General features: G+C 65.0%; 17 protein-coding genes. 4 read left to right on the top strand and 13 right to left on the bottom strand.

Annotated features, from left to right (window positions below; genetic code table 11):
• The first annotated feature begins 10 nt into the window (after positions 1 to 10).
• The 3 genes from mpl to IMX18_RS21550 are packed head-to-tail and all read left to right on the top strand — an operon-like array spanning position 11 to position 2,270.
• Positions 11 to 1,360, top strand: a complete 1,350-nt coding sequence (gene mpl, locus IMX18_RS21560; protein ID WP_015268803.1) for a UDP-N-acetylmuramate:L-alanyl-gamma-D-glutamyl-meso-diaminopimelate ligase — start codon at positions 11 to 13, stop codon at positions 1,358 to 1,360.
• A complete protein-coding gene (ubiX, locus tag IMX18_RS21555; protein ID WP_013970698.1) occupies positions 1,357 to 1,986 on the top strand; it encodes a flavin prenyltransferase UbiX in 630 nt (209 codons plus the stop codon). Before mpl ends, ubiX begins: the two co-directional genes overlap by 4 nt.
• Positions 1,983 to 2,270 (top strand): YceK/YidQ family lipoprotein, encoded by a 288-nt coding sequence (locus IMX18_RS21550; RefSeq protein WP_015268804.1) that lies wholly within the window; start codon positions 1,983 to 1,985, stop codon positions 2,268 to 2,270. The genes ubiX and IMX18_RS21550 overlap by 4 nt, the downstream gene beginning before the upstream one ends.
• 108 nt (positions 2,271 to 2,378) lie before the next feature.
• Here the strand turns inward: IMX18_RS21550 and IMX18_RS21545 are convergent, their stop codons facing one another.
• The 7 genes from IMX18_RS21545 to IMX18_RS21515 form a co-directional block, all read right to left on the bottom strand.
• The gene (locus tag IMX18_RS21545; RefSeq protein WP_015268805.1) at positions 2,379 to 3,023 is read right to left on the bottom strand and encodes an oxidoreductase; all 645 of its coding nucleotides are present in this window, start codon (positions 3,021 to 3,023) and stop codon (positions 2,379 to 2,381) included.
• 27 nt (positions 3,024 to 3,050) lie between these two features.
• Complete coding sequence (locus IMX18_RS21540; protein WP_043936054.1) at positions 3,051 to 4,784, bottom strand: C13 family peptidase; 1,734 nt, start codon at positions 4,782 to 4,784, stop codon at positions 3,051 to 3,053.
• A gap of 348 nt (positions 4,785 to 5,132) precedes the next feature.
• Positions 5,133 to 6,197, bottom strand: coding sequence for a 2,3-butanediol dehydrogenase (locus tag IMX18_RS21535; RefSeq protein WP_225903947.1), 1,065 nt, complete (start codon positions 6,195 to 6,197; stop codon positions 5,133 to 5,135).
• 52 nt (positions 6,198 to 6,249) lie between these two features.
• Complete coding sequence (locus IMX18_RS21530) at positions 6,250 to 7,356, bottom strand: acetoin dehydrogenase dihydrolipoyllysine-residue acetyltransferase subunit (protein WP_217190800.1); 1,107 nt, start codon at positions 7,354 to 7,356, stop codon at positions 6,250 to 6,252.
• Positions 7,353 to 8,375, bottom strand: coding sequence for an alpha-ketoacid dehydrogenase subunit beta (locus tag IMX18_RS21525; protein ID WP_013970705.1), 1,023 nt, complete (start codon positions 8,373 to 8,375; stop codon positions 7,353 to 7,355). Before IMX18_RS21525 ends, IMX18_RS21530 begins: the two co-directional genes overlap by 4 nt.
• A gap of 33 nt (positions 8,376 to 8,408) precedes the next feature.
• The gene (locus IMX18_RS21520; RefSeq protein ID WP_015268810.1) at positions 8,409 to 9,386 is read right to left on the bottom strand and encodes a thiamine pyrophosphate-dependent dehydrogenase E1 component subunit alpha; all 978 of its coding nucleotides are present in this window, start codon (positions 9,384 to 9,386) and stop codon (positions 8,409 to 8,411) included.
• A gap of 22 nt (positions 9,387 to 9,408) precedes the next feature.
• Positions 9,409 to 10,464 carry an ATP-NAD kinase family protein gene (locus tag IMX18_RS21515; RefSeq protein WP_015268811.1) on the bottom strand — a complete coding sequence of 352 codons (1,056 nt, stop codon included), beginning with the start codon at positions 10,462 to 10,464 and terminating at the stop codon, positions 9,409 to 9,411.
• Positions 10,465 to 10,746: 282 nt separating this feature from the next.
• Here IMX18_RS21515 and IMX18_RS21510 point away from each other — a divergent pair, with 282 nt between their 5' ends.
• On the top strand, positions 10,747 to 12,600 hold the full coding sequence (locus IMX18_RS21510) for a sigma-54-dependent Fis family transcriptional regulator (RefSeq protein ID WP_015268812.1): 1,854 nt from the start codon (positions 10,747 to 10,749) through the stop codon (positions 12,598 to 12,600).
• A 174-nt stretch (positions 12,601 to 12,774) separates the two neighbouring features.
• Here the strand turns inward: IMX18_RS21510 and accC are convergent, their stop codons facing one another.
• The 6 genes from accC to IMX18_RS21480 all read right to left on the bottom strand — a co-directional run bounded on the left by accC (position 12,775) and on the right by IMX18_RS21480 (position 20,867).
• Positions 12,775 to 14,130: an acetyl-CoA carboxylase biotin carboxylase subunit gene (accC, locus tag IMX18_RS21505; protein WP_003257054.1), complete on the bottom strand. Its 1,356-nt coding sequence runs from the start codon at positions 14,128 to 14,130 to the stop codon at positions 12,775 to 12,777.
• Between the two features lie 17 nt (positions 14,131 to 14,147).
• Positions 14,148 to 14,609 carry an acetyl-CoA carboxylase biotin carboxyl carrier protein gene (gene accB / locus IMX18_RS21500; RefSeq protein ID WP_015268813.1) on the bottom strand — a complete coding sequence of 154 codons (462 nt, stop codon included), beginning with the start codon at positions 14,607 to 14,609 and terminating at the stop codon, positions 14,148 to 14,150.
• A gap of 100 nt (positions 14,610 to 14,709) precedes the next feature.
• Entirely contained in the window at positions 14,710 to 15,165 is a 456-nt protein-coding gene (gene aroQ, locus IMX18_RS21495; RefSeq protein ID WP_003255330.1) for a type II 3-dehydroquinate dehydratase, read from the bottom strand.
• 179 nt (positions 15,166 to 15,344) lie between these two features.
• On the bottom strand, positions 15,345 to 17,117 hold the full coding sequence (locus tag IMX18_RS21490; protein ID WP_015268814.1) for a protein-disulfide reductase DsbD: 1,773 nt from the start codon (positions 17,115 to 17,117) through the stop codon (positions 15,345 to 15,347).
• Between the two features lie 201 nt (positions 17,118 to 17,318).
• On the bottom strand, positions 17,319 to 19,280 hold the full coding sequence (locus tag IMX18_RS21485) for a methyl-accepting chemotaxis protein (RefSeq protein ID WP_137164940.1): 1,962 nt from the start codon (positions 19,278 to 19,280) through the stop codon (positions 17,319 to 17,321).
• 228 nt (positions 19,281 to 19,508) lie between these two features.
• Positions 19,509 to 20,867: a diguanylate cyclase gene (locus tag IMX18_RS21480; protein ID WP_015268816.1), complete on the bottom strand. Its 1,359-nt coding sequence runs from the start codon at positions 20,865 to 20,867 to the stop codon at positions 19,509 to 19,511.
• Positions 20,868 to 20,926 lie beyond the last annotated feature (59 nt).

Raw genomic sequence — 20,926 nt, 5'->3', positions numbered from 1 at the left:
GAGGTCGACCATGCATATTCACATTCTCGGTATTTGCGGCACTTTCATGGGCTCGCTGGCGGTGCTGGCCAAGGAACTTGGCCACCGCGTCACCGGCTCGGACGCCAACGTCTATCCCCCGATGAGCACCCAGCTTGAAGCCCAGGGCATCGAGCTGACCCAAGGCTATGACCCGGCCCAGCTGGACCCGGCGCCAGATCTGGTGGTCATCGGCAACGCCATGTCGCGTGGCAACCCGGCGGTGGAGTACGTGCTGAACAAGGGCCTGCCCTATGTTTCCGGCCCGCAGTGGTTGGCCGACCACGTGTTGCAGGGCCGCTGGGTGCTGGCCGTTGCCGGTACCCACGGCAAGACCACTACCAGCAGCATGCTGGCCTGGGTGCTGGAACACGCTGGCATGAGCCCGGGCTTCCTGATTGGCGGTGTGCCGCAGAACTTCTCGGTGTCGGCGCGCCTTGGCGATACGCCGTTCTTCGTGGTCGAAGCCGACGAGTACGACAGCGCCTTCTTCGACAAGCGCTCGAAGTTCGTCCACTACCACCCGCGCACGGCGATCCTCAACAACCTCGAGTTCGACCATGCGGACATCTTCCCCGACCTGGCCTCGATCGAGCGGCAGTTCCACCACCTGGTGCGCACCATCCCCAGCGAAGGCCTTGTCATCCACCCCACCACCGAGCAGGCGCTGGAGCGAGTGATCGGCATGGGTTGCTGGACCCCGGTGCAGACCACCGGCGAAGGTGGCCAGTGGCAAGCCCGTCTGCTCAGCCCCGACGGCTCGCGCTTCGAAGTGCTGTTCGACGGCGAAGCGCAGGGCGTGGTGGACTGGGCGCTGACTGGCCAGCACAACGTCGCCAACGCCCTGGCTACCCTGGCAGCGGCGCGCCATGTAGGCGTGGTGCCAGCCATGGGCATCGAAGGCCTGAGCGCCTTCAAGAGCGTCAAGCGGCGCATGGAGAAGGTTGCCGAAGTGCAGGGCGTGACCATCTACGATGACTTCGCCCACCACCCGACCGCCATCGCCACCACCCTAGACGGCCTGCGCAAGCGCGTTGGCGAAGCCCCGGTGATCGCCGTGATCGAGCCGCGCTCAAACTCGATGAAGCTCGGTGCCCACCGTGACGGCCTGCCGGAAAGCGTCAACGACGCCGACCAGGTGATCTGGTACGCCCCGGCCAACCTTGGCTGGGACCTGGCTGCCACCGCCGCGCAATGCAAAGTGCCCAGCGTGGTGGCCGACAGCCTCGAAGCGATCATCGAACGGGTCAAGGGGCAGGCCCGCCCGGGTACCCATGTAGTGATCATGAGCAACGGCGGCTTCGGCGGCCTGCACGGCAAGCTGGCCGAGGCACTGAAGTGAGCGGGCCGGAACGCATCACCCTGGCCATGACGGGCGCCTCTGGTGCCCAGTATGGCCTGCGCCTGCTCGACTGCCTGGTGCGTGAGGACCGCGAGGTGCACTTCCTGATCTCCAAGGCCGCGCAACTGGTGATGGCCACCGAGACGGACGTGGTGCTGCCGGCCAAGCCACAGGCGATGCAGGCCTTCCTCACCGAATATACCGGCGCTGCCGACGGGCAGATCCGCGTGTATGGCAAGGAAGACTGGATGTCGCCGGTAGCCTCGGGCTCCGGCGCCCCGGCGGCAATGGTCGTGGTGCCCTGTTCCACCGGCACGTTGTCGGCGATTGCCACCGGTGCCTGCAACAACCTGATCGAACGTGCTGCCGACGTTACCCTCAAGGAGCGTCGCCAACTGATCCTGGTGCCGCGCGAGGCGCCGTTCTCCACCATCCACCTGGAGAACATGCTCAAGCTGTCGCAGATGGGCGCGGTGATCCTGCCGGCGGCACCGGGCTTTTATCACCAGCCGCAGACCATCGACGACCTGGTCGACTTCGTGGTGGCGCGCATTCTCAACCTGCTGAACATTCCCCAGGACATGTTGCCGCGCTGGGGTGAGCACCACTTCGGGGTGGATGATTGAAGCGAGCGCTGGTGGGCTTGCTGGCGCTGGTGCTGCTCGGTGGCTGCGCCACGGTGCGCACGTTGGATGCCAACAAACCCGGGGCACCGGTGGTGTATGCCGGTACCCGGTTGGACTTGTATGTGATCAATGGCGGGTGCTGCCCGCGGGATCGTTACGGGGCTGAGGCGCCAGCGTATCCGGGGCTGGACCTGCCGGGGAGCATGTTGCTCGATACTCTGTTGCTGCCGTTGTCGTTGCTCACGGCAGCCGGTGTAGGCTTCCAGGCCACTGGTGGCCTGTAAGGGCCCTTTCGCGGGTAAACCCGCTCCTACAGGATCTGTGTAATCTTCTTGTGATCACTGTACCTGTGGGAGCGGGCGTGCCCGCGAAGAGGCCATCACAAGTGAAGCCTACTTCTTGCCCAACCTGCGCAACTCATCCGACTCCACAATCCGCACCCCGTCCTCTTCCTCCAGCGCCAGCCGCCACAGCGCCCGGGCCAAGGTACAAGCCTCGATCCCCCGATACTTCCCGGGTATCAGCTTGGCAAACGGCGAAGCCAACTGTTCACTAAGCCGAGGCTCGACCCGCTCACCCAGCAGCAACGATGGCCGCACGATGGTCAGCTGCGGCCAATCCTGAGCCTTGAGTGCCTCCTCCATCTCACCCTTGACCCGGTTGTAGAAAATCGACGATTTCGGGTCGGCGCCCAATGCACTGACCACCAGCAGATGCCGCGCGCCCAACTCCCGGGCACGCTTGCTGAACGCCACCACCATGTCCAGGTCCACCGCGCGGAAGGCCGATTCGGAACCGGCCTGCTTCAGTGTGGTGCCCAGGCAGCAATAGGCGATATCGACCCGCCCACCCAGTTGTGGAAGGAACACAGCCGGGTCGCCTACCGGGTTTTCCAGGTGCGGGTGCTCGGCCAATGGCCGGCGGGTAGGCGCCAGTACGCGAGTGATGGTGGGCTCGTTGAGCAGGCGGTCGAGCAGGTGTTCACCTGTCAGACCCGTGGCACCGGCAAGCAGGACATGCTGAGGCGTCAAATACATGATGTCTCTCCCTTGTTACACACAAGCTTAGTGGCTGCGTGGCGTTTCCGCCTGTTCCCCCACGTTGGCCTGTGCGGCGTTACGCAATGCTTCTTCGGCCTGTTGCCGGCGCAGGTGCTGCCAGTGCTCAAGCACGTTCGGCGGCGCCCACAGCTGCGGTTCGGAGGCCTCGAAACCTTCCCTTTGTTCTCTTTCGGCAACGCTGGCGCGCGCCAGTTCAAACGCCTGTTTCAGGTCGTCGGTCTGGTTCAGCGCTTCGGCGAACAGGGCATCGCCGAAATAGGTGAAATCGGCTTCTTCCGAGCAACCGAAAGACACGCGGTCGGCCCGGGCGGCGGTCATGATCAGCGTGCGCTCATCTTTGAGCGGCGTGATGTAGCCCCCTGAATAGCAGGCGGATATGACAATCACCTTGTCGCGGTTCTTCAGCGGTGCCAGCGCGCTCGCCAGCTCGTCGGCAGACAGATCGGCCAACTGCAGGCGCGGTTGGTCGAGTACCAGCTGATGGTCCTGGCTGCCATGACTGGTGAGATAGATGAACACCAGGTCTTCGGGGCCGCTGCGCTCGGCCAGGGTACGGGCGGCGCGGGTCAGGTTTTCGCGTGTGGCCATGGCTCGGGTGGTCATGTGGTCGCGGTGGTTGACCAGGGTCACCTGGCCACTGGCGCCAAAGCGCACCTTGAGCATGTTGCTGACATAGTCGGCTTCACGCATGAACACGCTCTGCTGGCCATCGCCGGCCACCACCAGGCTGTATAGCTGAACTGGTGGCGCCGAGCGCGGTACCCGGGCCAGCGCTTCATCCAGCAAACGGCCCTGGTTGAGCAGCGTCAGGTCCAGCGGGTCGGGCAACAGCTTGCCGTTCTGGTCCCGTACGCGCACGCCGTTGCTCCAGGTGCCACTTTCGACCTTGCCGTTGGCCAGGATCAGCCGGCCCTGGCCGTGGTAGGCATCGTTGAGAAAGCCACCGATGTACTTGCTGCCGTCGGCCAGTTGCAGGCTGCCCTGGCCCGACAGGCGCCAGTCGGCGAAGGTGCCTTTGTAGTGGCTGCCATCGCTGCCCAGCAGTTCGCCTTCGCCAACCAGCGAGCCGTCCTTGAATTCGCCGATCCACACATCACCATCGGCATTTTCGTAGCGGCCACGGCCTTCCAGGCGGTTGTCCTTGAACTCGCCGATGTACTGCTCGCCGTCAACGCTGTCGTAGGTGCCGCTGCCTTCCAGCTGGCCATTGATGAAGTGGCCGCTGAACTGGTTGCCGCTGGCATCGCTGCGCACCCCAGCGCCGTTGGGCTTGCCCTTGGCGAACAGGCCCTGGTAGCGGCTGCCGTCGGCCAGTTCCAGCTCGCCGGCGCCTTCGTACAGGTCGTCCTTGAACTGGCCGCGGTAGGTCTGGTCGGCTTGCTTGAGGGTGCCTTCGCCGTCGCGGCGGCCGTGGCTGAAGGTGCCGGCATAGTGGCTACCCGGGGTAGTCAGCTCGCCCAGCCCCTGGAACAGCCCTGCGGCGAACTGGCCGCGGTACACCTCGCCGTTGCGGCCGTGCCATTCGCCCTGACCGTGCCATTGGCCGTCCTTGAAGGTACCGGCGTACCAGCTGCCGTTGGGGTAGTCGATCCGGCCCTCGCCTTGCAGCAGGCCATCGACCACCTGCCCCCGGTACCGCCCACCGTCAGGCAGGCGCGCGTCCGGCGGGAGCAGCGATTCGCCATCGCCGCAGGCGGCGAGCAGCAGGACCAGGGTGACGGGGAGCAGTGAACGCATGGCGAGAACCGGGCAATAGGTCTGCCGAGTATGACGCAGAATGGGGTCCTGAAACAGCGAACGCATGTGCTGGCGCAGCTCTCGAGCCTGCACTGCATTGAAAAGCTGGCACGGAACCTGTGGCAGCGGGCGTGCCCGAGAACACCGGCGAAGCCGGTGCCATGTACCGTGTGGTCTTCTTCGCGGGTGAACCCGCTCCCACAGGTATTGCGGTGACCTTCAGCTTTGCGCAATACCTGTGGGAGCGGCTTTAGCCGCGAACACCGGCGAAGCCGGTGCCATCCACCGAGTTGCCTGGTTCGCGGGCACGCCCGCTCCCACAGGTTCCGTGTTGCCTTTGAGGTGCAATCAGCGCACGCCCGGCGAAACGATGATCTTCACGTTCTCCTCCTTGTTGTTGACCAACTCCTCGAAGCCCAGCTCGACAATCTGCTCCAGCCCGATCCGCCCGGTCACCAGCGGGCGAATGTCCAGCCTGCCGTCAGCGATGAAGGCAATCACATCGGCAAACTCGCCGTTGTACGCCAACGCGCCCAGCACCTGCTTTTCGGTGGACACCACTTCGAAGAAGTTGAACTCGCTAGGCTCCTCGAATATCCCCACCAACACGCACTTGCCCGCCTTGCGGATGGTGTCGATGGCCAGCTTGGCCGTGTGTTTGTTGCCGATGCATTCAAAACTCACATCCGCGCCCAGCCCGGCAGTGAGCTTGCGGATTTCCACCAGGGCGTCGCACTGGCTGGGGTCCAGCACTACGCTGGCGCCAACCTCTCTAGCCTTGGCCTTGCGCGCCGAGGACATTTCCAGGGCGATCACCTGCGCCGCGCCTGCCGCCTTGGCACACATGATGGTGCACAAACCAATAGTGCCGGCTCCAACTACCACCACCGTCTGGCCAAGCAGGCTGCCGGCCTTCTTTACCGCATGCATGCCCACCGCCAGCGGTTCGATCAGCGCCCCGGCCTCTGCCGGGAAACCCTGCGGCAGCAGGTACAGCAGGTTGGCGGGCACGTTGACCAGTTCGGCAAAGGCGCCGTTGTTCATCAGGCCGGTGAAGGCCAGGCGCTCGCAGATGTTGTACAGGCCGTGGGTGCAGTAGTAGCAGGTGCCGCAATGCTGGCAGGCGTCCGCAGCCACCGGGTCACCGACGGCAAAACCTTCCACGCCTTCACCCAGCTTGGCGATCTGGCCGCAGAACTCGTGGCCGAGGATGCACTGGCCCTGGATGCCGGTCAGCGGGTGCGGTGCCTCCACCGGGATGAATACCGGGCCAGCGACGTATTCGTGCAGGTCGGAGCCGCAGATGCCGCACCAGTCCACCTTGATCTGCACCCAGCCGGGCGCAGGGTCGGCCGGCAGGGGCACCTGTTCGACGCGAATATCATTGCGGCCATGCCAGACGGCGGCGCGCATGTGGGTGTGGCTCAGGTCGTTCATTGTTGTTCTCCAGGCTCACGGAAAGGGCTTAGTGCTTGCGCAGGAACGCGAGCAGTTGCTGGTTGACCTGTTCGGCCGCCTCCATTTGCACCATGTGGCCAGCCTCGGGCAGCACCAGCACTTCAGCCTCCAGCCCTTCGGCATGGCTGGCCGGGATGATCGCGTCCTTGCCGCCCCACACCACCAGGGCCGGGTGTTGTCCCAGCACCCCGCGCAGGTCGTGGCGCTGCCGGTCGCCGTCAGCGATGGCCGATGCCAACAGGCGCAACGCGTCGTCCACGCCTTCCAGTCGCTTGAACTTGAGCATGTCCTCCAGCATCTGCCGCGTTACCAGTGCGGGGTCGGCAAACAGCTGTACCATCTGCGGTTTGAGGGCATTGCGGTTGGCGGCAGCGACGAAGCCTTGCAGGTACTGTCCGTTGATCTCCTCGCCCAGCCCGGCACTGGCCACCAGGCTCAGGCTGGCCACCCGTTGCGGCGCCAGGCGCGCCACGTTCAGGCTGACCGCGCCGCCCATGGAGTGGCCGGCCAGGTGGGCCTTGGCGATGTCCAGGTGGTCGAGCAGGGCCAGTACGGTTTCGCTCAACTCATCCAGGTCGTCCCGTTGCAGGGCCTTGGCCGACTCGCCATGGCCCGGCAGGTCGAGGGCGATTACCCGTCGCTCGGCAGACAGCGCCGGGTGGTTGAACAGCCAGTTGTTGAGGTCGCCACCAAAACCGTGCACCAGCACCAGCGGCGTGCCGCCTTCACCGAGCTCGAACCAGCGCAACTGCCGGCCAGCCACTTCAGCCTTCTGTGGCGCTGGCCCTTGGGCCTGGTCGGCGCCCCCCTCGGCGACGAACTCGGCCTGGAAGCGCTGCACCACGGCATCGATTTCGGCTTCTTCGGCTTCGCCTTCCACCACCACCGCCAGCAGGGCACCGACCGGCAGGGTTTCATCAGGCCTGGCCACCTGGCGGCGCAACACACCGCTGAACGGGGCTTCGACGCTGCTGCTGATCTTGTCGGTCTCGACGTCCAGCACCTCGTCGCCCTTGTTGATTTCGTCACCTTCCTGCTTCAGCCAGGTATCCACCCGGCCCTCGGTCATCGACAGGCCCCACTTGGGCATGGTCAGGGTATGGATCTGGCTCATGCGGCACTCCTTGCGGCTTCGATCACTTTGCGTACCGCAGCCTCGATCTTCGCCGCGTCAGGGATGTACAGGTCTTCCAGTGCATCGGAGAACGGCACAGGAGTATGCGGGGCGGTGACCATTTCGATCGGGCCCTTGAGCGCGCCGAAGGCCTTCTGTGCCACCAGCGCGCTGATGTCGGTGGCCATGGAGCAACGCGGGTTGGCTTCGTCGATCACCACCAGGCGGCCGGTCTTTTCCACGCTTTCCAGGATGCTGTCCTCATCCAGCGGGCTGGTGGTGCGCAGGTCCAGCACTTCGCAGTCGATACCCTGGCGGGCCAGGTTGTTGGCGGCCTCCAGCGCCACATGCACCATGCGGCCATAGGTGACCAGGGTCACGTCGTCGCCATCACGCAGGAAGTTGGCCTCACCGAACGGTACGGTGTACACCTCTTCCGGCACCTCTCCCTGCATGCTGTAGAGCAGCTTGTGCTCGCAGAAGATCACCGGGTCGTTGTCGCGGATCGCCTGTATCAACAGGCCCTTGGCATCGTACGGCGAGGACGGGCAGACCACCTTCAGGCCGGGAATGTGCGTCCACAGCGAGGTGAGCATCTGCGAGTGCTGGGCCGCCGCGCGCAGGCCGGCGCCGTACATGGTGCGCATCACCAGCGGGGTTACCGCCTTGCCGCCGAACATGTAGCGGAACTTGGCGGCCTGGTTGAGGATCTGGTCCAGGCAGCAGCCGGCGAAGTCGACGAACATCAGCTCGCACACCGGGCGCAGGCCCTGGGTGGCAGCACCGACGGCAGCGCCGACGTAGCCGATTTCCGACAGCGGTGCGTCGAGCACGCGCCCCGGGAACTGATGGTAAAGGCCCTTGGTCACGCCCAGCACGCCCCCCCAGGCGTCATCCTCGCCGGGGGCACCGGCGCCGCCGGCAACGTCTTCGCCAATGATGAATACAGTGTTGTCGCGGCGCATTTCCTGGGCCAGGGCTTCGTTGATGGCCTGCTGGTAGCTGATCTTTCTTGCCATGGTGATTCTCCTGTTGTTCTTGTAATCCGCGGCTCAGGGGTAGGCGACGTAGACGTCGGTGAGCAGGTCGGCGGGCTGTGGCTTGGGATCGGACTTGGCGCGGCGCACGGCGTCTTCGATCAGGTCCTCGACGCGGGCGTCGATGGCGTCCAGTTGCGCAGCCGTGAGCAGGCCGGCGCGGGTGGTCTTGTTGCGGAACTGCATGAGGCAGTCGCGGGATTCGCGCAGGTTCTTCACTTCGTCCGGGGCGCGGTAGGTTTGTGCATCGCCTTCGAAATGGCCGTAGTAGCGGCTGAGCTTGACCTCGATCAGCGACGGGCCTTGCCCGGAACGCGCACGTTCGATGGCAGCGCCGGCGGCCTCGTACACGGCAAAGAAGTCGAAACCGTCGATGGTGACACCGGGCATGCCGAACCCGGCCGCGCGATCGGCGATATGGTCGCAGGCAACCGACCAGGTCGAGGCGGTGGCTTCGGCGTAGCCGTTGTTCTCGGCCACGAAGATGCACGGCAGGTTCATGATCGAGGCCATGTTCATGGCTTCGAACACGGCGCCTTCGTTGGAGGCGCCATCGCCGAAGAAGGCCACCGATACATCGTCGCGGCCTTTGATCTTGGCCGCCAGCGCCGCCCCGGCCACCAGCGGAGCGCCGGCACCGACGATGCCGTTGGCGCCGAGCATGCCTTTTTCCAGGTCGGCGATGTGCATCGAACCGCCCTTGCCGCCGCACACGCCGGTCTTCTTGCCGTAGATCTCGGCCATCATGCCGTATACGTCCACACCCTTGGCGATGCAGTGGCCGTGGCCGCGGTGGGTCGAGGCGATACAGTCGCTATCGCGCAGGTGGGCCATGACTCCGGCGGCGGAAGCCTCCTCGCCGGCATACAGGTGCACGAAGCCAGGGATCTCGCCGGTGGCGAACTCGACGTGCAGGCGTTCTTCGAAGGCACGGATAGTGCGCATCACTTCATAGGCATGCAGCAGTTGTTCGGTACTGAGTTGATTGGACATCTTGTTGTTCTCCGGGGTTGTCTCAACACGGGTTTGCAGGGTGCAGCCGATGGCCACGGGGCACGGCCAGCAAGTGATGGCGGGCGGCGTGCGCCAGTACGGCCTCGACGTCCACGCTCAATGGGCCTTGGTGGTCGAGGGTGATGGTGGGGCTGTCATGCTCGGCGAATTCGATTTCGCGCTCGCCGTCCAGCGCCAGGGTGCCGCTGGCCAGGCTCAGGCGATGGGCTACGCCGGGCGTCAGGGCGCCGCTGGCGGTGATGCCGCAGCCTTGCAGCAGGCCGGGTGCCAGTGGTGCGAGCAGCGCTTGTTCAGCACCGGGGTTCAGGCGTACCCAGGCACCGTGCGGGTCCTGGCGCGAGACCGGGCACCACAGGCCGCACAGGGCCGAGAGGCCGATGGCATGGGGTTCGGCGAAACACGCGAAGACTTCGCAAAGGTCTTCGCTGCGGCTCAGTGCCCGAGCGCCGATGAAGCGCTGAGGCGACACCGCCACCTCCACCAGTGCCCATTCGGCAAGCTGTTGTTCGGGCACCTTCACCAGCAGGCGCTTGTTGCGGCGCAGGCCGATGCTGGCTGGTACCCGTCCGCTGGCAAGCAGGCCGCCGGCCAGGCCGGCGCTGGTGGCCTCGCGCAGTTCGGGGAAGGCATTGTTGGTGCCGGTGGACAAGGTCAGCAGCGGCACGTCCCCGGCCTCGGCAGCGACTGCCTTGTGGGTGCCGTCGCCGCCAAGCACGGCGATCATCGCCACACCGCGCTCGACCATTTGGCGGGTGGCCAGGCGGGTATCGGCAACAGTCTGGGTCAGCGGCAGGTCGAGGATTTCGATGGCCGGCCAGTGCTGGTCATGGGCGACCGGGCCCTGGCTGGCCTTGAGCACGGCAGCGGCGATGCCGGTCATGTCGCTGGGCAGCAGCACCTGGCCGATGCCGGTAGCACCGAAGGCAGCGAGCAGGCGCTGGATCGCCGATGCCTTGTCGGTACTCGAATAGAGCCCGGCATTGGCAGTCAGGCGGCGCAGGTCGCGGCCGGAGGCAGGGTTGGCAATGATGCCGACAGTTGGGGCGGGTAGCGGCATGGCGCACCTCGTTTCTTGTTTGCCAGTGCCGGAGCAAGCGCGGTGCCAGTTTTCCTTGGGTTGGCTGAAATCGCCGGGGCAGAGCGGTTTCGTTGCGCTCTGGCCGGAACGTATGGCCGGGCTGGCGAGACGCCGGGTGCCAGCCGAGGTATGGCATGGCCGAGACGCTGAGACGCTGCGTCTCAAGCCGGCCGGTAATCACGCAGTGCTTGTCGGGGCATGCCTGGAAGCGCTTAATGGCCGGACAACGATAAAAACAGCAACGAGAACCGGAGGGCCTGAATGCTTGCCGCGAACTCCCGAGCCCATGTCGACTGCGTCAGCAGGGTGCTGAAGAATGCCGACCGCCTGCCGCAGGCGCCGGTGCCACCGCTGATTCTCGATTCATGGCGCCGTTCCATGGAGCTGTACCGCCTCGACCCCGGGTCCCAGCAGGGGCCGCGCATTCTGTCCCAAAGCCTGCTCAACGAGTGCCGTGAGCGCGCCGAACTGTTCCTGCGTATCGCCAGCGATGCCGTGGCCCGCCTGCATGAGCGGGTGCGCGGTGCCGACTACTGCGTGCTGCTCACCGACGCCTTGGGGCGCACCATCGATTACCGGGTCGAGTCGGCCATCCGCAACGACTGCCGCAAGGCCGGGCTGTACCTGGGCACCTGCTGGTCGGAGGGCGAGGAGGGCACCTGCGGCGTGGCGGCGGTGTTGACCAGCAAGGCGCCGGTCACGGTGCACAAGCGCGACCACTTCCGCGCCGCGTTCATTGGCCTGACCTGTACGGCGGCACCGGTGTTCGACCCGCTGGGCGAGTTGCTGGGCGTGGTGGATGTCTCGGCCTTGCAGTCGCCGGACGACCGCCGCAGCCAGCACCTGATCCGCCAATTGGTCGAGCAGACTGCGCGCGAGATCGAAAATGCCTTCTTCATGCACAGTGCCCAGGGCCATTGGGTAATGCGTGCCCATGGCACGCCTGGCTATGTGGAAAGCCAGCCCGACTACCTGCTGGCCTGGGATGGCGATGGCCGCCTGCAGGCGATCAACAGCCTGGCGCGCCAGCGCCTGGTGGAGCATCTGGGGCGTTTGCCCGAGCACATTGGCGAGCTGTTCGACATGGATCAGTTGCGCCGCGTGAACGCATCGTCCGCTCAACGCCTGCCGGGCCTGGGTGGGTTGTACGGCCGGGTCAGCGCACCCCGCCAGCGCCAGCGTGCGCAGCCGTTGCGCCAGGCCCAGGACGCCCGTATCGAGCAGCATCTGCGCCTGGCCACGCGGGTCAAGGACTGCAATCTGGCGGTGCTTGTGCAAGGCGAGACGGGGGCTGGCAAAGAGGTGTTCGCCCGCCAGCTGCATCAGCAAAGCCTGCGTCGCGATGGCCCGTTCGTCACCCTGAACTGCGCGGCCATCCCGGAAAGCCTGATCGAGAGCGAGCTGTTCGGCTATGTGGCCGGGGCCTTCACCGGGGCTTCCAGCAAAGGTATGCAGGGGCTGTTGCAGCAGGCCGATGGCGGCACGCTGTTCCTCGACGAAATCGGTGACATGCCGCTGAACCTGCAAACCCGGTTGCTGCGCGTGCTGGCGGAGGGTGAAGTGGCGCCGCTGGGCGCGGCGCGGCGGGAGCGGGTGGATATCCAGGTGATTTGCGCGACCCACCGCGATTTGGCGGCGATGGTGGAGGATGGGCGTTTTCGCGAGGATCTTTACTTCCGCCTGGCCAATGCCCGCTTCGAATTGCCGCCGCTGCGCGAGCGTGAGGACCGCTTGGGGTTGATTCACCAGTTGCTGGTCGAGGAGGCCGAGGCCTGCGGGGTCGAGGTGGTGTTGGCGGATGATGCGCTGCAGGCGCTGCTGGTCTATCGCTGGCCGGGGAACTTGCGCCAGCTGCGGCAGGTGTTGCGCTATGCCTGTGCGGTGAGTGAGGGCGGGCAGGTGCAGATGCAGGACCTGCCGCAGGAGGTGCGCGGCGAGGTAGTCGCATCGGCTGAAAGCAGCATGTCCTGTCCGGCCCGGCAGTTGCTGCTGGATGCGCTGATCCGCCATCGCTGGAAGCCGGCCGATGCGGCGCGGGCTCTGGGGATATCGCGGGCAACTTTGTACCGGCGGGTGCATGAGCACCACATCGAGATGCCGCGGATGAAGGGGTAGGACCCGGGGGCTGCTTTGCAGCCCAATCGCCGGCAAGCCAGCTCCCACCTCGACCGCATAGACCTCAAGCCGTGTGCAATCCCTGTGGGAGCTGGCTTGCCGGCGATGAGGCCCTGACAGGCAATAAAAAACCCCGGAACAAGTCCGGGGTTTTCAGTACATCACACTACGCGATCACTCCTGGCTGGCCAGTTTGTGCTCGAGGTAGTGAATGTTGACGCCGCCTTTGCAGAAACCTTCATCACGCACCAGGTCGCGGTGCAGCGGGATGTTGGTCTTGATGCCGTCGACGACGATCTCGTCCAGGGCATTGCGCATGCGCGCCATGGCTTCGTCGCGGTCCTTGCCGTAGGTGATCAGCTTGCCGATCAGCGAGTCGTAGTTCGGCGGAACCGAGTAACCGCTGTACAGGTGCGAATCAACACGCACGCCGTTGCCACCCGGGGCGTGGAAGTGCTTCACCTTGCCTGGGCTCGGGATGAACTTCTTCGGGTCTTCGGCGTTGATACGGCATTCCAGCGCATGGCCACGGATGACCACGTCTTCCTGGCGGAACGACAGCTTGTTGCCAGCGGCGATGCTCAGCATCTCCTTGACGATGTCGATACCGGTCACCATCTCCGACACCGGGTGCTCAACCTGCACGCGGGTGTTCATCTCGATGAAGTAGAAGCGGCCGTTCTCGTACAGGAACTCGAAAGTACCCGCACCACGGTAGCCGATCTCGATGCACGCATCGACGCAGCGCTTGAACACTTCCTGACGGGCTTTCTCGTCGATGCCCGGGGCTGGCGCTTCTTCCAGTACCTTCTGGTGACGGCGCTGCAGCGAGCAGTCACGGTCGCCCAGGTGAATGGCGTTGCCCTGGCCGTCGGACAGTACCTGGACTTCCACGTGGCGTGGGTTGGTCAGGAACTTCTCCAGGTAGACCATCGGGTTGCCGAAGGCTGCACCGGCTTCGGTACGGGTGAGCTTGGCCGAGGAAATCAGGTCCTCTTCCTTGTGCACCACGCGCATGCCGCGACCACCACCGCCACCGGCGGCCTTGATGATCACTGGGTAGCCGACGTCACGAGCAATCGCCAGGGCGACTTCTTCATCTTCCGGCAGCGGGCCATCGGAGCCCGGCACAGTCGGTACGCCCGACTTGATCATCGCGTCCTTGGCCGAAACCTTGTCGCCCATCAGGCGAATGGTGTCGGCTTTCGGGCCGATGAAGGCGAAACCGGATTTTTCCACCTGCTCGGCGAAATCGGCGTTTTCCGCCAGGAAGCCGTAGCCCGGGTGGATCGCGGTGGCGCCGGTCACTTCGGCGGCAGCGATGATCGCCGGGATATGCAGGTAGGAATCCTTGGACGATGCAGGGCCGATGCAGACCGACTCGTCTGCCAGGCCCAGGTGCATCAGTTCACGGTCGGCGGTGGAGTGCACGGCGACTGTCTTGATACCCAGCTCTTTGCAGGCACGCAGGATCCGCAGGGCAATTTCCCCGCGGTTGGCGATCAGGACTTTTTCGAGCTTCCCAGACATCGTTGGCTCTCCGCGATTCAAACGACGGTGAACAGCGGCTGGTCGAACTCAACCGGCTGGCCGTCTTCTACCAGGATGGCGTCGATGACACCGCCAACATCGGCTTCGATGTGGTTCATCATCTTCATGGCTTCGACGATGCACAGGGTGTCGCCTTTCTTCACGGTCTGGCCAACTTCAGCGAAGTTCGGCGAGGTCGGCGAAGGCTTGCGGTAGAAGGTACCTACCATCGGCGAGCGGATCACGGTGCCTTTCAGGGCCGGGGCGGCGGCAGCGGCTTCAGCGGCCGGAGCGGCAGCGGCGACCGGGGCAGCAACAGGAGCGGCGGCTACCGGAGCCGGTGCGAAGTACTGCTGGGCAGCCGGGGTCTTGCTGTGACGGCTGATACGGACCGACTCTTCGCCTTCCTTGATCTCCAGTTCGTCGATGCCAGACTCTTCCAGCAGCTCGATCAGTTTCTTGACTTTACGGATATCCATTAATCATCAACTCCCAAAGGTTCGGTCAGGGGGCGAAATACAAAAAAACGTATCTGAAACGTTTCTCTCGAACCCTGGCCCACTGAGGCCAGGGTTTTCATCATTTGGGCTGTGCGTTGGCAGCCAGTTGTTCCAGCGCGGACTCCAGGGCCAGGCGATAACCGCTGGCGCCCAGGCCGCAGATCACCCCTACTGCAACATCGGAAAAGTAGGAGTGGTGGCGGAACGGTTCGCGTTTGTGCACGTTGGACAGGTGCACTTCGATGAATGGGATGCTCACCGCAAGCAATGCGTCACGTAATGCGACGCTTGTGTGGGTGAAAGCAGCCGGATTGATCAGGATGAAGTCCACACCCTCGTTGCGTGCGGCGTGAATGCGGTCGATCAGTTCGTATTCGGCGTTGCTCTGCAGGTACTGCAGATGGTGGCCTGCGGCGCGGGCACGTTGCTCCAGGTCCTGGTTGATCTGGGCCAGGGTCACGGCGCCGTAGTGGCCAGGCTCGCGGGTACCGAGCAGGTTGAGGTTGGGGCCGTGGAGCACCAGTAGCGTTGCCATCTGCGGATTCCTTGGATTTGTAGGGCAATTCGACACAGCGCGGCGAGTGTGCCGTAAAGCGACGGCAAGTGTCCAGTTCCCGGCAATAGCCAGCACGATGTCCGAGGTTCGCGCGAAGTATGTGACCAAATAACTAAATTTGGTCACTGATTTCTGGATTTTTCACAGCTCGCGGGAAGTTATAGACCGACTTTACCGCGCACGCGTGTGAGAATTTGCGCAAATTCACTGGCATTTATCTCGCCAATGACCCGATCAGCGGTTATTTCGCTACCGTTCGCGGCAAAGAACAGCAGGGCGGGCGGGCCGAACAGCCGGTAGCGATCGAGCAGGCTGCGTTGTTCGGCATTGCTTTCGGTGATGTCAAAACGCAGCAGCTTGAAGCCGGCCAGTTGCGCTTGCACCTGCGGCGTGGTGAGCACCTCGCGTTCGATCACCTTGCAACTGATGCACCAGTCGGCGTACCAGTCCAAGAGCACCGGCTGGCCGGCTGCCTTGGCCTGGGCCAGGGCAGCGTCCAGTGCGGCGGGGGTAGTGATCGTCTGCCAGCTATCCGCCTGCACCGCGGGCCCGTTGCCGGTGGCCACAAGGGTTGCCGGCGGCAGCGGGCGCAGTGGGTCGCCGTGGCCGCTGAGGGCGCCGTACCAGCAGGCCAGGGCGTACACCAGCAGGGCCAGGCCGAGCAGTTGGGCCAGGCGCTGGCGCGCGGTCTTGACGACAAATTCGAGGGCACCGAGGAACAGCGCCACGCCAGCGGCGAGGAAACCGACCAGCAGCAAGGTCAGCGGGCCTGGCAGCACACGGCTGAGCAAACCGATGGCCAAGCCCAGCAGCAGGACGCCGATGGCGTTCTTCACCGTGTTCAGCCAAGGGCCGCTTTTCGGCAGCCAGGCCGCGCCACCGGTAGCCACCAGCAGCAATGGTGCGCCCATGCCCAGGCCTAGGGCGAACAGCTTGAGTGCGCCGCCCAGGGCATCGCCGCTGGCGCTGATGTACAGCAGCGCACCGGCCAGCGGCGCCGACACACAGGGCGAAACCAGCAGGCTGGAGAGTACGCCCAGTATTGCCGCGCCCAGCAGCGAGCCGCCCCGGGTGTGGCTGGCCACATTGTTCAGGCGGTTGCTCAGGGCTTGCGGCAGTTTCAGTTCGAACAGGCCGAACATGGCCAGGGCAAATACCACGAAAAACAGCGCGAAGGGCACCAGTACCCAGGCCGACTGCAGGCGCGCCTGCAGGTTCAGGCCGGCGCCGAACAACCCCATCAACGCACCGAGTACCGCGAAGCTGGCCGCCATCGGCAGCACATAGGCCAGCGACAACGCCAAACCGCGCAGGCCGCCAGCCTGGCCGCGCAGCACCACGCCGGAAAGGATCGGCAGCATCGGCAGCACGCAGGGGGTGAACGTCAGGCCGACCCCAGCGAGGAAGAACAGCAGCAGCGACTTCCAGGTCCAGGCGTGTTCACCGCCGGCCGGGGTGCTTTTGCCGCCTTCGCCATCGATGCTCAGGCGTGCGGTTTCTGGCGGGTAGCACAGGCCTTTGTCGGCGCAGCCCTGGTAGCCCACCAGCAGGGTGAAGGCGCGCGGGTCATTGCGCGGGAGCTCGATATCGAGCACGCCGTGGTACACCTCGACATCGCCGAAGAACTCATCGTGCTTGGCCTCGCCCTTGGGGATGCTTGGTGTGCCCAGGGCAATGTCGGCCGGTTCGGTGCGGAACTGGAAACGGTGGCGATAGAGGTAGTAGCCGTCGGTTGCGACGAAGCGCAGCTTGATGGTTTGCGCATCGGCCTGGACCAGGCTGAGCTTGAACGCTTCGTGTACCGGCAGGAAGTCGGCGTTGTTGGCCAGCGAAGCTGCGCCGAGGGTGGCGCTGGGGCGGTTGTCGAGCAGGCCCGTGGCGAAGGCAGGGCTGGCCAGCAGCAGGAACAGCAGGAAAAACAGGCGGCGCATGGCGGACTCGCGAGGTGGAACGTGCTGGGCATGATAGCGGAGTTGGTGCGGGTTGGGGCCATGCTGGTGGCGGGGGCGACACATGGCCGCTGGCTCATGTGCTGCGGGTAAACCCGCACCCACCTCGTCCGCATAAACCTCAAGCCATGCGCTATCCCTGTGGGAGCGGGCATGCCCGCGAAGAGGCCGGTACAGGCCAACCTAGACTCTGAAGGCCCGCACCGCCCGGTTCAGTTCACCACCCAGGCTCAGCAACTGCTCGCCTTGCTCGCGCCCCTCGCCAATGCGCTGCAGGTTGTCCTCACCCAGCTCATGAATCCGCTCGCTGTGGTCGCGAATCTCACTCACGGCACCACTCTGCTGCGCCGTGACATCGGCAATCCGCACCGCAGTGTCCGAAATGGTGCGAATGGCACAGACGATCTCGTCCAGCGCCCCGTCCGCCGCCTGGGCCTGGTTGGCCGTGGCCTCGGCATGCTCAAGCTGCGCACGCATCCCGGCCACCGAACTTCTGGCTGCCTGCTGCAAGCGGTCGATCAGTGCCTGAATCTCGCCGGTCGCCCCGGTGGTGCGCTGTGCCAGCGAACGCACCTCATCGGCCACCACGGCAAAACCACGGCCCATCTCACCGGCGCGGGCCGCTTCGATCGCGGCATTCAGCGCCAGCAGGTTGGTCTGCTCGGCAATCGAGCGGATCACCGTCAGGACGCCGCCGATGGTGGCCGACTCCTCCGCCAGTTGCTCGATCATGCGGGCGTTGCCCTGCACCTCGTCGACCAACTCACGCAAGCCCGACAGGCTCTGGCCGATCACCGCCTGGCCCTGCTCCACTGCACGCCCGGCATCGCGGCTGGCGTCAGCTGCGGCGCTGGCGTCGCCGGCCACTTGCTGGATGGTCGCTTCCAGTTCACCCAAGGCATCGCGGATCTGCCCGGTGTCGCCGGCCTGGCGTTCGGCGCCGTCATGCAGGGCGGCGCTCATGCCGGCCAGGGCGTGGCTGCTGCCAGCCACCTGCTCGGCGTTGTGGCGTATGGTGCCGACCAGCTCTACCAGATACTGACGCAGGCGGTTGAGCGATTCCTGGATGTCGCGCAGTTCGCGGTTGGTCCTCCCCAGGGCGATGGCCTCGGCGAAATCACCCTCGGCCCAGCGCGACAGGGCAGGGGCCAGGCCGGTCAGGGTGCGCGCCAGGCGGCGTTGCAAGGTGTCGATCAGCAGGGCGATAAGCAGGATCAGGCCGATCATAAGGCCCTGGATGATTCGCACTTCAGCGGCAATTTTCGCATGCTGGGCGCGTACCTCGGGCTCCAGCGCCGCAATGGCCTGTTGCACGGCCTCCAGGCGCTGGCCGGTGCTGGCGGCCAGGGCGACGCGGCGCTCGATCTGTTCGCGGGTGCGCTGCAGCTCGGCCGGGTAGCGGCCGAGAAGGCTCTGCAGTTCGCGCTTGAGGCCGACGGCAATGTCTTCCTGCTGGGCGCTGGCCTGGGTTTCCAGGCCCATCATCGCGGCGAAGTCGTCGGCACCGGATTCGGCGGTATGGGTTACGCCGAGCAAGGGCAAGGCATCGATCGCCTGGGCCTGGGCACGGATCAGCTGCAGCTCACGCTCCACTTCGTCGGCCAGCTCCGGGCGGCCGCTGCTGACCAGCTTGTCCCGGGCCAGCGACAGGCGACCGAGGTGCACGGTGGCGTCGAGCAGTGGCACCAGGTAGCGGTTTGCGTCGGCGTTGCCGCTGTCGCGGGCGTAGCCGGCCATCTGTTCGAAGTTGGCACCCAGTTCCCGCTCGGCCTGCAGCAGCAGGGCTTGCGGGTCGCCGGCCAGCTTGCCGGCGGCCAGCAGCTCCTCGGCGGTAAAGGCCTGCAGGCTGTCCAGGCTGGGGCGCAGTTTGTCGGCCAGTTCGCTGGGCCAGTCGGCCAGCGCGGCCTGCAACTGCTGGTTGGCCTCCATCGCCGCGGCATGGCGCAGGGCATCGCCGCTGCCCAGGTACGCCTGGATGTTGCGGGCCGCCTGGTTCTGGAACTGCTGGGACAGGCCCAGGTAGCGCTCCATCAGTTGGTAGGGGCGCTCCAGGGCCCGTTGCGACCACCACAAGGTGGCGCCCAGGGCGATACACACGGTTACCAGCAACAGGGTGTTGAAATTGGTCAGCCACTTCAGGCGCATAGCCGCGAGCTTCCTGCGGGGGAGGGAGAGGTCGGTGGCTGAAGTTATTGCGATTTTGTGACGGGGTGATGACGACAGGGGGTTGGCGCCATAAAAAAGTGGCACAGTGCCTCTATTGGTGGCCGCCTGCACTGGCCTCTTCGCAGCACAAGGCTGCTCCTACAGCGCGTGCGATACCTGTAGAAGCAGCCTTGTGCTGCGAAGAGGCCAGTGCAGGCTATAAGAAACTCAAGGCTCCACACGGACTACACAATTACGCCCGGCATGCTTGGCCCGATACAGCGCCTCGTCCGCCGCACTGGCCATGGTCAGCGCATCCAGCCCCTCATCCAACTGCACCACCCCTGCACTGAAGGTGCACTGCAAGTCCCGTGGCTGCGCCGGGTAGAGGATCTCGGCAAAGCGCCTGCGGATTTCGTCCAGAACCTTGTGCGCCGCGTCCAGTGCGGTATTGGGCATGACAATGGCGAACTCTTCACCGCCGTAACGGCCAATGAAATCGGTCTTGCGCAAGCGCTGCTTGAGAAACAGCGCCAGGCTCTTGATCACCCGGTCGCCCATGGGGTGACCGTGGCGGTCGTTGATCTTCTTGAAGTGGTCGATGTCGAGCATGGCGAAGCACAACGGCAGCTGCTCGCGACGGGCGCGGAAGCTGCAGTCTTCCAGCAATTGCAGGATGTGGGTGTGGTTGTACAACCCGGTCAGGCTGTCGCGTACCATGCGCGCCTTCAGGTGCCGGGCGCGGGCGGCGCGGTTGCGCACGGTGGTGATCAGGTGGCGTGAGCGAAACGGCTTGGTCAGGAAGTCATCACCGCCTTCGCTCATGGCATCCAGCTGCTTGTCCAGGTCGTCCTCGGCAGACAGATAGATGATCGGCACACTCACATAACGGTCGCTGTGGCGGATCACCTTGGCCAGTTCGGGGCCGGTGCAGGCCGGCATGTACAGGTCGAGGATGATCAGGTCGGGCTGGAAGTCAGCCAGCTCGGCCATGGTGCGGATCGGGTCGGTCAGGCTGCGGGTGATCATGCCGGCGCTGGCCAGCACGCGCTCGGTGTACAGCGCCTGGGTGCGTGAGTCGTCGATGACCAGTACGCGCAACGGGTCGTGCTGGGTTGCATTGGTCAGCAGTTCGACCTTTTCCAACAGGCTGGAGGCTTCCAGGGTGCCGGTGAGGAAGTCCTGGCCACCGGCGCGCACGGCGGCCAGGCGGGTCGGGGTGTCGGTTTCGTGATGGCTGAAGAACAGCAGTGGTATATGTCGGGCCAGCCCCTGCTGCATCTGGGCAGCCAACAGCAGGCCTTGGCCGGCACCGTTGAAGTCGACATCCATGATGATGGCCGAGGGCGGGTATTCGCTGATCGAGGCCTGAAACGCCGCGGCGCTGGCAAGCGCCTGCACCACCAGGCCAAAGAATTCCAGTTGCTGGGCCAGGCGCTGGGCGCGTTCGTGGTCCTGCAGCAGGATGTACACCGGCTTGCGCAGGGGCGGCAGCAGCACCTGATCGAGCGGGTCGTCCTTGCGCAGGCCGCTACGCGTCAGCTGTTGGGCGGGGCACAGCGGGCTCGGCTCGGCTGCTTGGCTCATGTCCTGGCTACTTGTAGGTTGGGGTGTGCAGGGGCAATGATGGCTCTATGCTAGCAGTT

Origin of the sequence: Pseudomonas shirazica, from assembly GCF_015168335.1 — a bacterium.
GTDB lineage: Bacteria > Pseudomonadota > Gammaproteobacteria > Pseudomonadales > Pseudomonadaceae > Aquipseudomonas > Aquipseudomonas asiatica.
This window is presented reverse-complemented; position numbering and strand designations above follow the sequence as displayed.

Coding starts and splice junctions, on each gene's coding strand:
- mpl (WP_015268803.1), top strand. CDS start 11: ATGCATATTCACATTCTCGGTATTTGCGGCACTTTCATGGGCTCGCTG.
- IMX18_RS21545 (WP_015268805.1), bottom strand. CDS start 3,023: ATGTATTTGACGCCTCAGCATGTCCTGCTTGCCGGTGCCACGGGTCTG.
- IMX18_RS21540 (WP_043936054.1), bottom strand. CDS start 4,784: ATGCGTTCACTGCTCCCCGTCACCCTGGTCCTGCTGCTCGCCGCCTGC.
- IMX18_RS21535 (WP_225903947.1), bottom strand. CDS start 6,197: ATGCGCGCCGCCGTCTGGCATGGCCGCAATGATATTCGCGTCGAACAG.
- IMX18_RS21530 (WP_217190800.1), bottom strand. CDS start 7,356: ATGAGCCAGATCCATACCCTGACCATGCCCAAGTGGGGCCTGTCGATG.
- IMX18_RS21525 (WP_013970705.1), bottom strand. CDS start 8,375: ATGGCAAGAAAGATCAGCTACCAGCAGGCCATCAACGAAGCCCTGGCC.
- IMX18_RS21520 (WP_015268810.1), bottom strand. CDS start 9,386: ATGTCCAATCAACTCAGTACCGAACAACTGCTGCATGCCTATGAAGTG.
- IMX18_RS21515 (WP_015268811.1), bottom strand. CDS start 10,464: ATGCCGCTACCCGCCCCAACTGTCGGCATCATTGCCAACCCTGCCTCC.
- IMX18_RS21510 (WP_015268812.1), top strand. CDS start 10,747: ATGCTTGCCGCGAACTCCCGAGCCCATGTCGACTGCGTCAGCAGGGTG.
- accC (WP_003257054.1), bottom strand. CDS start 14,130: ATGTCTGGGAAGCTCGAAAAAGTCCTGATCGCCAACCGCGGGGAAATT.
- accB (WP_015268813.1), bottom strand. CDS start 14,609: ATGGATATCCGTAAAGTCAAGAAACTGATCGAGCTGCTGGAAGAGTCT.
- aroQ (WP_003255330.1), bottom strand. CDS start 15,165: ATGGCAACGCTACTGGTGCTCCACGGCCCCAACCTCAACCTGCTCGGT.
- IMX18_RS21490 (WP_015268814.1), bottom strand. CDS start 17,117: ATGCGCCGCCTGTTTTTCCTGCTGTTCCTGCTGCTGGCCAGCCCTGCC.
- IMX18_RS21485 (WP_137164940.1), bottom strand. CDS start 19,280: ATGCGCCTGAAGTGGCTGACCAATTTCAACACCCTGTTGCTGGTAACC.
- IMX18_RS21480 (WP_015268816.1), bottom strand. CDS start 20,867: ATGAGCCAAGCAGCCGAGCCGAGCCCGCTGTGCCCCGCCCAACAGCTG.